Below are 12,801 nucleotides of genomic sequence, written 5' to 3' on the forward strand. Positions count from 1 at the left end.
GAAATTATAGGACAATATTAAGTGGGAAAATATTGAATTAACGGAGGTTTTCAATTGGATATTATCGTTTCTGCGTCGCTGCTTGCCTGCGACTTTTCAAACCTTGCGTTCGAGATAAAGCGTGCTGAGGACGCTGGTGTTGACTGGATTCATTATGATGTCATGGACGGAATGTTTGTGAGAAATATAAGTTTTGGCGAACCGCTTTTGAAAAGTGTGGGCAAAAGCATAACTGTTCCAGTAGACGTTCATCTCATGATTTGTGATCCTATCAGATATATTGATAACTACGCAGATCTTGGAGCTGATCTTATAACTTTTCATTATGAGGCGGCTGATGATCCGCAAGCTGTTATTGACAAAATACATTCGAGAGGGATCAAGGCAGGAATCTCCATTAAGCCTGCAACACCTGTAAGTGCGATCCAGCCATTTCTTAAATCTGTTGATATGGTACTCGTTATGACAGTAAACCCAGGTTTTGGTGGTCAAAAGTTTATTCCTGACACTCTTGAAAAAATAAGCGAAGTGAGATATCTAATTGACCAGACGGAAAGGAATATTAGACTTCAGGTTGACGGTGGCGTAAATCTCGAAACTGCCGGTTTGCTTAAAGAATCGGGTGCAGACACTTTAGTAACGGGAACATACGCTTTTAAGGCAAACGATATGCCAGAGGCTGTTAAGCTTCTAAGAGAAATAGTTTAGTTTATCAAAAGGAGTACTGCTCAATAATGGGCTGTACTCCTTTATTTTGTTTATAATCACGTTGTCAGTAGCACAGGTTTTCAGTAAAGCTTTTTTCGCAACTGTTGAGCGTGCGTATCCTATGGTGAAGATTAGAGCATAACCACTAGGAAGCTGATACAGACTGCTTTTTATAATCTTTTCGGAGTATTTTTTGTGTATTTCAGTAGCTTTTGATATTAGCTCGTTTGGATCGTAGCTGATTATGGCAAGTTCAGTGGTGTGATGATTGTCGTTTTTAGGTAGTATAAAATATATGTTTATTGTTTCTTCACTTGTCAAAGCAACATCAACTTCAATATTTCCTTCGGATATTTTTAAAAGTCCTGTCTCCTTGAGTATAAACATGAGTTCAGATAAAAAATCTTTGCTTCTTTTGTTGCTTTTCTCAAAATCTTCAAAGGATATATTCATTATCCGCATATCCTTTTCGTTAAGAATAACTTTTATTTCATACTCTGACAGCCTTTTTATCTCCAAAACAAACACCCCTTATGTATAATGTAAGTCTGTGCTGTATCATTATACTCATAAGGGGTGATTTCTGTGAAAATTTGTTTATGAAAGCTGATCTGAAAGCTCAGCCCATTCGTCCATTTTCTGGTCAAGGGCGGTTTTGGCTTCTTCAAGCTCTTTGCATTTCTCGCTCATTTTGCTGTAGTCAGAAGCTATCTCAGGGTCAGATATGGCATTTTCAAGTTCAAATATCAGAACTTCTGTGTCTTCGATCTCCTTTTCAAGTTCTCTTATGCGGTTGCGTTTTTGAGCGTCAGCGGCACGCTGTTCCTTACTGCGATATTGTCTTGCTTTGTTTTCTTTGTACGCTTTTTCCTCTTCAGCACGCTTTATCTCTGCTTCGCTCTGCATCTTGAGCTGACGGGCAGCGTTCACCGCTTCGCTGTATGCGTCAAAGTTGCCCTCGTATGAGTTCACCTCGTCATGCTTTATCTCTATTATCCTGCTTGCTACCTTGTTGAGTAGATATCTGTCATGAGATACAAGGATTATCGTTCCACCAAACTCTGCCAAAGCGTCCTCCAGCACTTCTTTTGTGTTTAGGTCAAGGTGGTTTGTAGGCTCGTCAAGCACAAGTACATTTCCACGATTGAGAGCCATTATGGCAAAGCAAAGCTTCGCCCTTTCGCCACCGCTGAGAACAGAAATAGGCTTGAACACATTCTCGCCTGTAAGCAGAACTGCACCTAGCACGCTTCTTGCCTGTTGTTCTGATAATCTTGGATAGCGATCCATTATTTCTTCAAGCACTGTCTTACGAGGATCAAGTATAGCGTGTTCCTGTTCAAAATAGGATATCTTCACGTTTCCGCCCCAGCTTATATTCCCACCCTCGTGTGGAATAATGCCTTGGATAAGTTTCAGTATGGAAGTTTTTCCGATACCGTTCGCACCGATTATCGCAACGTGCTCTCCACGGCGAATGTTCATGGTAAGTGACTTTATAAGCTCCTTTTTGTCAGCACCCTCGCCAACGACCAGCGGACAGTCAACAACTCGCACTATATCCTTTGTTGGCTCAATATCATATTCAAGCTTTATCTTCGGCGGCTTTGAGTACATAAGCGGTTTGTCGATACGCTCGATACGGTCAAGCATATGCTGTCTTGACTTCGCCATTTTTGAGGTTGACGCCCTGACGAGATTTTTCGCCACATAGTCCTCAAGCTTTGCTATCTCTTTTTGCTGTGCCTCATATTCTTTGAGCTGACGCTCTGAGTTCATTTTCTTTTGCACAAGATAGGAGGAATAGTCCCCTCGATATGATGTGAGCCTGCCTTGTTCTATCTCACATATTCTCGTACAGACCTTGTTTAGAAAATATCTGTCGTGTGAAACTATGATTATTGCACCCTTGTAGCCTTTGAGATAGTCCTCTAACCACATGAGCGTTTCAAAATCAAGGTGGTTGGTAGGCTCGTCAAGTATAAGCAGATTAGGCTCTTCAAGAAGAAGCTTAGCCAGTGCAAGACGTGTTTTTTCACCGCCTGAAAGGGTAGAGATTACTCTGTCTGTAGGTGTTGAGCCAAAGCCCATGCCGTTAAGCACCTGCTTTATTTTTACATCTATCCTATAGCCGTCCCGAGCCTCAAAGTATGAAGAAAGCTCGGCATATTCGTGGCTTATACTGTCAATATCTCCGTCATCTGCCATTTTCTTTTCAAGGGCTTTCATTTTATCCAGTGTTTCAAGGAGGGGAGCGAAAGCGTTCTTCATTTCCTCACCTATGGTAAGTTCAGAATTAAGTCCGCTGTTCTGCCTTAAAAAGCCAATGGAAGCCTTGCCTGCGATATTCACAGAGCCTTGTCCCTCTGGTGTCTTGTCAAAGCCCTCACTGCCTGTAATGATATTAAGCAGGGTGGACTTTCCGCAGCCGTTCACGCCGATAAGACCAACGGCTTCTCTGTCTTCAACTGTGAAATTTATATCCTTGAGCAGTGCCTGCCCATTGAAATATTTGTAAAGATGTTCAACATTCAATAACATTGTATATTTCTCCTGTAACAATTATCAGAACTTATTATACACTATTTTCTTCTTGATTTCAACCTTTTTTATTTTATTGCCGCACTTATGCCATGCTTAATAAAAAAATATGAAAAAAGTGCGTAAAACTATGTACTTTTTGATCGAGATGTGGTATAATGAAAACAAGTCTATAATTTTAGTCTTGATAGGCTGATTATTTTATCCGAAAGGACGGGTGATGTTAGGGTTGGAGCAGAAGCTTTCTTTGTATGGTTTTAATAATCTAACCAAGACCCTTAGCTTTAACATATATGATGTATGTTATGCCAAAACTGAAAGAGAACAAAAGGAATATATTGCTTATATTGACGAGCAGTATAATTCAGAAAGACTTACGAAAATTCTTTGCGACGTTACTGAGATGATAGGCGCAAGGATACTTAATATATCAAAACAGGATTATGAGCCGCAGGGTGCGTCTGTGAACGTGCTTATTGCGGAGAAAGCCCTCGATGAGGACAGTATCGACCCTTCGTGCAATCAAGGAAAAATAGGCGGCGATGTGCCTGAAATGATACACGCTCACCTTGACAAAAGTCATGTAACTGTTCACACATTTCCTGAGTATCACCCGGACAACTCTATATCCACATTCCGAGTGGATATAGATGTTTCTACCTGCGGAACTATTTCTCCTCTGAACGCACTGAATTATCTTATCAGCAGCTTTGACTCTGATATCATCACTATTGACTACCGTGTAAGAGGATTTACCCGAGATGTTTTGGGAAAGAAGTTTTTTATTGACCATAAGATAACTTCTATTCAGGATTATATAGATAAAAATACGCTGACTAAATATGACGCAATAGACGTCAATGTTTATCAGTCAAATATTTTCCATACCAAGCTTCTCATTAAGGATATCGACTTGCAGAATTATCTTTTCAAGCAGGACGTATATGAGCTTACGCCGAAGCAAAGGCTTGACATAACAGATAGTCTGCGCCGTGAGATGATAGAGATATACAGCGGCATGAACATATACTGATAAGGTAGTGATAGATTTGAACTTAACACAGAATAATGCACCTGTGTATGAGGCTTTAAAAAAACATATGAGGAACAGAGTGGTGCGTCTTGACGTACCTGGTCACAAGGGCGGAAGAATGAATAAAGAGCTTCGTGACTTTTTGGGCGTGGATTGTCTGAAGTGCGATGTAAACTCCATGAAGCCACTTGACAACCTTTGTCACCCTGTTTCTGTGATAAAAGATGCTGAAATGCTTGCCGCTGAGGCTTTTGGTGCAAAGCACGCTTTCTTTATAGTAAATGGTACTACTGCTGCAGTACAGACGATGATATTTACAAGCTGTAAGGCAGGAGATAAGATAATAATGCCGAGAAACGTTCACAGAAGTGCTATCAATGCACTTGTTGTGTGCGGTGCTATACCTGTTTATGTAAACCCAGGCACAAACAAACAGCTTGGAATACCTCTTGGAATGTCCGTTAAGGACGTTGAAAAAGCTATCAAGGAAAATCCTGATGCAAAGGCTGTTTTGGTGAATAACCCGACTTATTACGGAATTTGCTCTGATATAAAAAGCATCGTCAAGCTTGCCCATGAGCATGGTATGTTGGTGCTTGCGGACGAAGCACATGGCACTCACCTTTATTTTGGTGAGGGTCTGCCTTGCTCTGCAATGGCGGCAGGAGCAGATATGGCGGCAGTTTCAATACACAAAACAGGCGGAAGCCTAACACAGTCATCGCTCCTTCTTTGTGCAGACACTGTTTCAGAGGGTTATGTAAGACAGATAATTAACCTCACTCAGACCACAAGCGGCTCTTATCTGCTTATGGTATCCCTTGACCTTGCAAGAAAAAATCTTGCGCTCAACGGCAAGGAGCTTTTTAAAAAGGCAGTTGACTATGCCGATTATGCAAGGGAAGAGATAAATAAGATAGGCGGCTATTACGCATTCGGTCGGGAGCTTGAAAACGGTGACGATATCTTCGCATTTGACAGCACAAAGCTTTCCGTTCACACAAGAGCCATGGGATTGGCAGGTGTTGAGGTCTATGACATTCTCCGTGACGATTACGACATTCAGATAGAGTTCGGTGATATCGGAAATATACTTGCTATAGTTTCCGCAGGAGATAGAGAGCTTGAGATAGAGCGTTTTATATCCGCACTTTCCGAAATTAAAAGGCTTTATTCAAAAGACCCGTCAGGAATGTTTGACCACGAATATATCAATCCTATCGTTGAGATACCGCCGCAGCAAGCTTTCTACAGCGAGAAAAAATCAGTGCCTATCGAAGAAAGCAACGGTATGATATGCGGAGAGTTTGTTATGTGCTATCCGCCGGGAATACCTATCCTTGCCCCTGGTGAGAAGATAACTTCCGACATACTTAATTATATCGCATACTGTAAAGAAAAGGGCTGTTTCCTTACAGGTACGGAGGATCTTGAGATAAACAACATAAACGTAGTGGTAAATTCATAGAGAGGAGATACATTTTATGGATCTTTGGTTTACTGAGAAACATACGGACGATGTTAATTTCACCATTCGTGTAAAAAAACAGCTGTATTCTAAAAAAAGCTACTATCAGGAAATAGACGTTTTTGACACATATGAGTTCGGCAGGGTATTGGTGCTTGACGGCTTTATAATGCTTACCGAAAAGGACGAGTTTATCTATCATGAAATGGTAACTGCAGTTCCTATGGCGGTCAATCCTGAGATAAAAAAGGTGCTTGTTATTGGTGCAGGCGACGGCGGAACTATCCGTGAGCTTTGCAGATATAACACTATTGAAAAGATAGATATGGTGGAGATAGATGAGCAGGTAGTAAATGTGTGCAAGGAGTATCTTCCACAGACAGCCTGTGCATTTGACGACCCTAGACTTACCCTCTATATTGAGGACGGTCTGAAATTCGTTCGCCGAAAGGAAAATGAATATGACCTTATTATAGTTGACTCCACCGACCCGTTTGGACCGGGAGAGGGACTTTTTACAAAAGAATTTTACGGCAACTGCTCAAAGGCGCTCACCGACTGCGGAATACTTATAAACCAACATGAAAGCACTTATTATGATTCCTATGTTGATATGGTAAAGCGCACACACAGAAGAATAGGCAGTGCGTTCCCAGTTTCAATGGTCTATCAGACGCATATACCTACCTATCCGTCGGGTCATTGGCTTTTCGGCTTTGCCTCGAAAAATCTTCACCCTATATATGACCTTAAGGCTGATGAGTGGAAAAAGTTCGGCATAAAGACAAGATATTATAACACAGAGCTTCACAAGGGCTGTTTCGCACTGCCGAATTACGTCCTTGATGTACTTGAGGACTGTGACTAAAGGAGAGAAGTATGGAAAAGAATGTTCATACCTTTATAGGCTGTGATTGTGAATATGATGACGCAAAGATAGTCCTTTTCGGCGCACCATATGACAGCACGACTTCGTTCAGACCGGGTACAAGATTTGCAAGCTCTGCAATGCGCAATGAGAGCTTCGGCATTGAGACTTATTCACCATATCAAGATAAGGACCTCCTTGATGTGAATGTGTTCGACAGCGGCGACCTTGAACTGCCATTTGGCAATCCTGAGGGCGCACTGAGGGATATCCAAAGCCGTACATCAGAAATACTTGATGACGGCAAAGTGCCTTGCATGATAGGTGGCGAACACCTTGTCACTCTCGGTGCGGTTAGAGCTGTGGCAGAGAAATATCCAGATCTGCATATCGTTCACTTTGACGCTCATGCCGATCTTAGGGACGATTACCTTGGCGTGAAAGAGTCACACGCCTGCGTGCTCCACAGATGTTGGGATATTGTGGGCGACGGAAAGATATATCAATTTGGCATTAGAAGCGGTGACAGGGACGAGTTCAGGTTTGCGAAAGAGCATACTTTTATGGAGAAGTTCGGCTTCTTCAGACTTGACAGCATAGTAAAAAAACTTCAGGGAAAGCCTGTTTACTTTACACTTGACCTTGATGTGCTTGATCCTTCAGAGTTTCCCGGCACTGGTACTCCAGAGGCAGGCGGAGTTACTTTTAAGGAGCTTATGTTCGCAGTGGAGGAAGTTGCAAAGCTCAATATCGTGGGTTTTGATGTGAACGAGCTTTCACCTGTGTACGATCAGACAGGACGCTCAACGGCACTTGCCTGCAAGTTGCTGAGAGAGATACTTTTGTATTTTTATAAATAAAAGGGGAAAACATGGGGCTATTTGATATTTTTAAGAAAAAGAATACTGACGTCAATGTGCAAAATGAATCAGTGGAGGAAACTTTAGACCACGAAACAGAACTTAAAGTTGCCGAGCAGGCACTTAAAGCTGTTGAGAAAAAGACGTTAACACCTTGCGTGAGGCTAGAACTTGTGGATAATAGACCCTCTATTTTTGAGAGCAAGGTTGGCGGAATGGGCTATGTTCCACATGACGGCACTATCCCAGAGGACAAAAAAGGCAGACAGTTAAGGCTGCTGGCTCAGATAGTTTGTTCGCAGGTGGTTGGTATCGAAGATTTTCCTAAAAGTGGACTTTTGCAGTTTTGGATATTAAATGATGATGTTTACGGAATGTCTTTTGATGATATTACTTGTCAAGATACGTTCAGAATAGTTTATCACAAGGATATCGACAATACCGTTACTGAGGAAGAAGTCAAAGCTAAGTTCAAGGAAAACGGACTTGACGGAGAGTACAGTATGCCTGTAAATGGCGAGTTTGGCTTGAAATTCACTTCAAGTGCTGATGTTATGAGCGAATCTGACGTAAGGTTTGAGAAGATGTTTTGTGAGTACTATAATGCTGCTCAATCGAAAAAGAAAATAAATTCTCTTATGGACATGGATATCGCTCCTGCTGACGAGATAGAGGCTTATGAGCAGAACTATCAGAACGCTTATGGTCATAAGATAGGCGGCTATCCTGCTTTTACGCAGTGGGACCCTCGTAAGGAAGATACCAAGTATGACTTTTTGCTTTTGCAGCTTGACAGCGAATTCGGCAATGGCGATGAGAAGATAATGTGGGGAGATGCAGGTATCTGCGGATTTTTCATAAACAGACAAAAGCTTAAAGATCTCGATTTTGATGATGTTATTTATAATTGGGATTGCGGTTGATAATAATTAATTCAGAAAGGAATGATCTAATATGTCAAGAGCATTGATAATCGGTGCAGGCGGAGTTGCAGGTGTAGTTATACACAAGTGCTGTCAGAACAGCGAGGTATTTACTGATATCTGTATCGCCAGCAGAACAAAGTCAAAGTGCGATAAATTCAAGGAGGAACTTCAGGATAAGACAAAGACAAATATCACAACTGCACAGGTGAACGCAGACAACGTGCCTGAGCTTGTGGCTCTCATGAAAGAATATAAGCCTGATATTTGTATCAACGTGGCTCTGCCTTATCAGGATCTTCACATCATGGACGCTTGCCTTGAATGTAAAGTAGATTATGTTGACACAGCGAACTATGAGCCAGAGGACACTGCAAAGTTTGAATATAAGTGGCAGTGGGCTTACAGAGAGAGATTTGAAAAGGCTGGTATCACAGCACTTCTCGGATCTGGCTTTGACCCAGGTGTAACAGGTGTTTTCTGTGCATATGCTCAGAAGCATTATTTTGATGAAATAAACTATATAGATATCCTCGACTGCAATGGAGGCGATCATGGCTATCCATTCGCAACGAACTTCAATCCTGAGATAAACATAAGAGAAGTTTCCGCAAAGGGTTCTTATATTCAGGACGGCAAGTGGGTAGAAACTGAGCCAATGGAGATAAAGAGAGTTTATAACTTCGATCAGGTGGGCGAAAAGGATATGTATCTTCTCCACCACGAAGAGCTTGAATCACTGGCGCTCAACATCAAGGGTATCAAGAGGATACGTTTCTTCATGACATTTGGTCAAAGCTATCTTACACATCTTAAGTGCCTTGAGGACGTGGGCATGACATCTATCGAGCCTATCGACTTTGAGGGCAAGAAGATAGTACCGCTACAGTTCCTTAAAGCAGTTCTTCCTGATCCAGCTTCACTCGGTCCAAGAACAAAGGGTAAGACAAATATCGGTTGTATCTTCCAGGGCAAAAAGGACGGCAAGGACAAGACATATTACGTTTACAACGTATGCGATCATCAGGAGTGCTATAAGGAAGTCGGTTCACAGGCTATCTCCTACACAACAGGCGTGCCTGCAATGATAGGCGCAATGATGATACTCACAGGCAAGTGGAAAAAGCCGGGCGTACACAATATAGAGGAGTTTGATCCGGATCCATTCATGGACGCACTTAACAAGTGGGGTCTGCCTTGGACAGAGAACTTTGATCCTGTTCTTGTTGACTAATAGGAGAACAAAAAATGAAGATCGAAGAAGCTTTTGCGAGATACCTCGGACAAGAGGTGCTTGTTTATACAGTTTCGCAGGGAGGCTCGCTTTCATCAGTTATAGACTGCACACTTGAAGAGATAGGCGATGGCTGGGTGAGAGTTACTCAGGGTGATGACAGAAACGAAAGTATCGTGAATACAGCCAATATCATCAGGATAAGAGAGTATCCACGAAACAAAAACGGCAAAAAGAAAATGGTTTTTGATTAAAGGTGACGAAAAGTGAAAACCAAAACAAAAAAAATGATAGCACCAGTTGTGATAGTTGCTTTGATATCTATTTATTATATAGCTATTGGCGTTATTTTTGCATATATGAATGGTGTTCCTATGCTTGCAAAGATAATTGCTCTGGTAGTTCCTGCCTTGCTGTCAGGCGTTGCGATAACGGTGCTTATTCAGCGTATAAAAGAAATAAAGAAAGGCGAAGATGATGATCTTAGTAAATACTGATTATATTTCCGGCAAAAAGCTTGAAATGCTTGGGCTTGTCAAAGGCTCAACTATCCAGACCAAAAATGTGGGCAAGGATATCATGCAGAGCTTTAAAAATCTTGTTGGCGGAGAACTTACAGCCTATAATGAGATGATGAATGATGCAAGAGCTCTTGCCACGAAGAGAATGGTGGTTGAAGCTGAACAAATGGGTGCTGATGCAGTAGTTAATATAAGATATGCTTCATCTGCTATTGCGGCAGGCGCGGCTGAGGTCATTGCATACGGAACAGCAGTAAAATTTATGGGGGACGAGTAAATGATATTGATGATAGACGATGTTAAAATGGTAAATGCTGATATGTTTTACCCATATGTCAGCAAGGCGCTTGCTCATGATATGGATTCTATAGCTAACGGCGACAAGCTTTATGAGAAGCTCTGTGAAGTCGAAGAGCCATTGGAAATAATGATACATGACTTTGACGATATTCCTGAGGAGAGTCTTGAATTTGCCAAGAGTGTTCTTAGTGTTTTTATGGACGCAAGAATGAAAAACAAAAATATTACAGTAAACTTTATCAACGATGGTTCATATAGATGAGCTGTGGAGGAAAAGAATGTTTGATATTTCTAAGGTGAAAACCCCTTGTTATGTTGTTGACGAAGCAAAGCTTCTAAAAAATCTGACTATCTTGGATAATGTCATGGAGAAAACGGGTTGTAAAATACTTTTGGCACAGAAAGCTTTTTCCATGTATAGCACATATCCTATGATATCACAGCACTTGAAAGGCACTACCGCAAGCGGATTGTATGAAGCTAAGCTAGGTAGGGAGGAGTTTGACGGAGAAGTTCATGTTTATTCTCCTGCATACACAGAAAAGGACATGAATGAGCTTGTTCAGATATGCGACCATATCGTGTTCAATTCACCAAAACAGTGGCACAAATTCAAGGGCATTGTTGAAAAAAGCGACAGGAAGATATCCTGCGGAATAAGGTGCAATCCTGAGTATTCGGAGATCGAAACGGATATCTATAATCCATGTTTCAAAAATTCAAGGCTCGGAACAACTTTAGATAATTTTGATGACAGTCTTATCGACGGCATAGATGGTCTGCATTTTCATACTATGTGTGAGCAAGGCTCTGATGTGCTAAAAAGAACGATACCACATATTGAGGAGAAGTTCGGCAAGTATCTTTACAATATGAAATGGATAAATCTTGGTGGTGGACATCACATAACCCGTGATGACTATGATTTAGATACTCTTATCGAGTGTGTGAATTATCTACATGACAAATATGGTATTCAGGTTTATCTTGAGCCTGGTGAAGCTGTGGCACTTAATGCAGGATATCTTGTTTCAGAGGTTATCGACACTGCAAAAAACGGCATGGATCTTGCTATCCTTGACGCATCAGCAGCCTGTCATATGCCTGACGTTCTGGAAATGCCTTACCGACCGAATATCATCGGTTCAGGGCAGGCAGACGAAAAGGCTTACACCTATCGTCTTGGCGGTCCAACCTGTCTTGCAGGTGATATAATCGGGGATTATTCCTTTGACGAGCCTCTTAAAGAGGGTGACAGGCTTGTTTTCTGTGATATGGCTATATATTCCATGTGTAAAAACAACACTTTCAACGGAATGCCTTTGCCGTCAATATATCTTCAAAAGCTTGACGGCGAGTTGGAGCTTATAAAAGAGTTCGGCTATGATGATTTTAAAATGAGATTATAAGAAAAAGCGGTCTGATTTTTGGTCAGATCGCTTTGTTTATGTTTTATTTATGTAAGGCAGTGTTTTTCGATTTCTTTCATAACGCTGTTGTCATTGTTTGAGCCTGTCATGAAATTTGCTACCTTTTTAATAGACTCATGAGCATTTGACATTGCAAAGCTGTAGTAAGAATTGTTGAGCATATCAACATCGTTAAGATAATCACCGAAAGCCATGGTTTCTTCATATCGTACTCCAATGCGGTTTTCTATGGTTCGCAGTGCAGTGCCTTTTGTTACGCCCTTATTCATTATATCTGTCCAGTATTTACCTGAAAGCTGCACATTGAAATTTTCACCGAAGCGTTCTTCAAGCTTGCTGTAGCCGTCATTTTCAATGCCGCTTTCTTCAAAAACGGCTATCTTGAAAACATCATCGTCAACAAGGGTGAGATCCTCCATCTTTACTTGATTTACATAGTATGAAGCTATTTCTTGGTGCTGACTATCATTTTTTGAGTTATGCCATGTGCCATTTTTTCCGCAAAGAAGGACTGTAAGTCCTAATTTCTCGCAAAATCTAACAGCTTCTTTAACGGTATCCTTTGGCAACACTGAAACCGAAAGAAGTTTTCCTTTATCAACAACATATGCACCATTGTCGCAAATAAATGTCATGTCGTCAAGATATTCTGAAAACTGTTTTTTTAGCGTGCAGTAGCTTCTGCCACTTGAAATAACAAATCTGATATTTTTATTAAACAGCCGTTTTACTATGTTGTCAAAATTTTTGGGAAGCTGCTTGTTATCGTCAAGCAAAGTGCCGTCCATGTCAGTTGCAATAAGTTTTATCATTGTTTTCCTCCGTGATCATTGTTATGCTCAGACATTCATATTATAATGTATTTCTATACTATTTTCAATTATTTTTGATTTTTGACAAAAAACTTTGTCGATT

Annotated in this window: 15 protein-coding genes; 12 read left to right on the forward strand and 3 right to left on the reverse strand. The window is 41.2% G+C overall.

Annotated elements, in window-relative coordinates; genetic code table 11:
* Window positions 1–54 precede the first annotated feature (54 nt).
* On the forward strand, window positions 55–708 hold the full coding sequence (gene rpe / locus KQH97_RS04775; RefSeq protein ID WP_117856388.1) for a ribulose-phosphate 3-epimerase: 654 nt from the start codon (window positions 55–57) through the stop codon (window positions 706–708).
* Here rpe and KQH97_RS04780 read toward each other — a convergent pair.
* Together KQH97_RS04780 and KQH97_RS04785 are read right to left on the reverse strand one after the other, a co-directional pair.
* Window positions 691–1,227, reverse strand: coding sequence for an adaptor protein MecA (locus KQH97_RS04780; protein WP_216553034.1), 537 nt, complete (start codon window positions 1,225–1,227; stop codon window positions 691–693). The genes rpe and KQH97_RS04780 overlap by 18 nt on opposite strands.
* Before the next feature lie 78 nt (window positions 1,228–1,305).
* Complete coding sequence (locus KQH97_RS04785) at window positions 1,306–3,249, reverse strand: ABC-F family ATP-binding cassette domain-containing protein (RefSeq protein WP_216553036.1); 1,944 nt, start codon at window positions 3,247–3,249, stop codon at window positions 1,306–1,308.
* A gap of 217 nt (window positions 3,250–3,466) precedes the next feature.
* On the opposite strand from KQH97_RS04785, the gene speD reads away from it, so the two are divergent.
* From speD to nspC, 11 genes are read left to right on the forward strand one after another with little or no spacing between them, the layout of a single operon-like run.
* Window positions 3,467–4,282 carry an adenosylmethionine decarboxylase gene (speD, locus tag KQH97_RS04790; RefSeq protein ID WP_171028812.1) on the forward strand — a complete coding sequence of 272 codons (816 nt, stop codon included), beginning with the start codon at window positions 3,467–3,469 and terminating at the stop codon, window positions 4,280–4,282.
* A gap of 16 nt (window positions 4,283–4,298) precedes the next feature.
* Entirely contained in the window at window positions 4,299–5,750 is a 1,452-nt protein-coding gene (locus tag KQH97_RS04795; protein ID WP_038671728.1) for an aminotransferase class I/II-fold pyridoxal phosphate-dependent enzyme, read from the forward strand.
* Window positions 5,751–5,766: 16 nt separating this feature from the next.
* The gene (gene speE / locus KQH97_RS04800) at window positions 5,767–6,618 is read left to right on the forward strand and encodes a polyamine aminopropyltransferase (protein ID WP_117905208.1); all 852 of its coding nucleotides are present in this window, start codon (window positions 5,767–5,769) and stop codon (window positions 6,616–6,618) included.
* Window positions 6,619–6,629: 11 nt separating this feature from the next.
* Window positions 6,630–7,478 carry an agmatinase gene (gene speB, locus KQH97_RS04805; protein ID WP_117938594.1) on the forward strand — a complete coding sequence of 283 codons (849 nt, stop codon included), beginning with the start codon at window positions 6,630–6,632 and terminating at the stop codon, window positions 7,476–7,478.
* Window positions 7,479–7,489: 11 nt separating this feature from the next.
* Complete coding sequence (locus tag KQH97_RS04810) at window positions 7,490–8,401, forward strand: YwqG family protein (protein ID WP_216553040.1); 912 nt, start codon at window positions 7,490–7,492, stop codon at window positions 8,399–8,401.
* A 31-nt stretch (window positions 8,402–8,432) separates the two neighbouring features.
* Window positions 8,433–9,635: a saccharopine dehydrogenase family protein gene (locus KQH97_RS04815; protein ID WP_022288393.1), complete on the forward strand. Its 1,203-nt coding sequence runs from the start codon at window positions 8,433–8,435 to the stop codon at window positions 9,633–9,635.
* A 14-nt stretch (window positions 9,636–9,649) separates the two neighbouring features.
* Complete coding sequence (locus KQH97_RS04820; RefSeq protein WP_022288394.1) at window positions 9,650–9,889, forward strand: hypothetical protein; 240 nt, start codon at window positions 9,650–9,652, stop codon at window positions 9,887–9,889.
* 12 nt (window positions 9,890–9,901) lie between these two features.
* Entirely contained in the window at window positions 9,902–10,132 is a 231-nt protein-coding gene (locus tag KQH97_RS04825) for a hypothetical protein (RefSeq protein ID WP_022288395.1), read from the forward strand.
* On the forward strand, window positions 10,113–10,433 hold the full coding sequence (locus KQH97_RS04830; protein ID WP_022288396.1) for a YbjQ family protein: 321 nt from the start codon (window positions 10,113–10,115) through the stop codon (window positions 10,431–10,433). The genes KQH97_RS04825 and KQH97_RS04830 overlap by 20 nt, the downstream gene beginning before the upstream one ends.
* Window positions 10,434–10,718 carry a hypothetical protein gene (locus KQH97_RS04835; protein ID WP_118054001.1) on the forward strand — a complete coding sequence of 95 codons (285 nt, stop codon included), beginning with the start codon at window positions 10,434–10,436 and terminating at the stop codon, window positions 10,716–10,718. It begins immediately after the preceding gene.
* A 16-nt stretch (window positions 10,719–10,734) separates the two neighbouring features.
* The gene (gene nspC, locus KQH97_RS04840) at window positions 10,735–11,865 is read left to right on the forward strand and encodes a carboxynorspermidine decarboxylase (RefSeq protein WP_216553043.1); all 1,131 of its coding nucleotides are present in this window, start codon (window positions 10,735–10,737) and stop codon (window positions 11,863–11,865) included.
* Between the two features lie 47 nt (window positions 11,866–11,912).
* On the opposite strand, the gene KQH97_RS04845 is transcribed toward nspC, so the two are convergent.
* Window positions 11,913–12,698 carry an HAD family hydrolase gene (locus KQH97_RS04845; RefSeq protein WP_216553046.1) on the reverse strand — a complete coding sequence of 262 codons (786 nt, stop codon included), beginning with the start codon at window positions 12,696–12,698 and terminating at the stop codon, window positions 11,913–11,915.
* Window positions 12,699–12,801: the final 103 nt, after the last annotated feature.

It is taken from the genome of Ruminococcus sp. MSJ-25 (assembly GCF_018917825.1).
Taxonomy (GTDB): domain Bacteria; phylum Bacillota; class Clostridia; order Oscillospirales; family Ruminococcaceae; genus Hominimerdicola; species Hominimerdicola aceti.

What these genes read in the sequence shown, in the direction of transcription:
- KQH97_RS04785 (WP_216553036.1), bottom strand. Translation starts at nt 3,249, where the DNA reads ATGTTATTGAATGTTGAACATCTTTACAAATATTTCAATGGGCAGGCA.
- speE (WP_117905208.1), top strand. Translation starts at nt 5,767, where the DNA reads ATGGATCTTTGGTTTACTGAGAAACATACGGACGATGTTAATTTCACC.
- speB (WP_117938594.1), top strand. Translation starts at nt 6,630, where the DNA reads ATGGAAAAGAATGTTCATACCTTTATAGGCTGTGATTGTGAATATGAT.
- KQH97_RS04810 (WP_216553040.1), top strand. Translation starts at nt 7,490, where the DNA reads ATGGGGCTATTTGATATTTTTAAGAAAAAGAATACTGACGTCAATGTG.
- KQH97_RS04815 (WP_022288393.1), top strand. Translation starts at nt 8,433, where the DNA reads ATGTCAAGAGCATTGATAATCGGTGCAGGCGGAGTTGCAGGTGTAGTT.
- KQH97_RS04820 (WP_022288394.1), top strand. Translation starts at nt 9,650, where the DNA reads ATGAAGATCGAAGAAGCTTTTGCGAGATACCTCGGACAAGAGGTGCTT.
- KQH97_RS04830 (WP_022288396.1), top strand. Translation starts at nt 10,113, where the DNA reads ATGATCTTAGTAAATACTGATTATATTTCCGGCAAAAAGCTTGAAATG.
- KQH97_RS04835 (WP_118054001.1), top strand. Translation starts at nt 10,434, where the DNA reads ATGATATTGATGATAGACGATGTTAAAATGGTAAATGCTGATATGTTT.
- nspC (WP_216553043.1), top strand. Translation starts at nt 10,735, where the DNA reads ATGTTTGATATTTCTAAGGTGAAAACCCCTTGTTATGTTGTTGACGAA.
- KQH97_RS04845 (WP_216553046.1), bottom strand. Translation starts at nt 12,698, where the DNA reads ATGATAAAACTTATTGCAACTGACATGGACGGCACTTTGCTTGACGAT.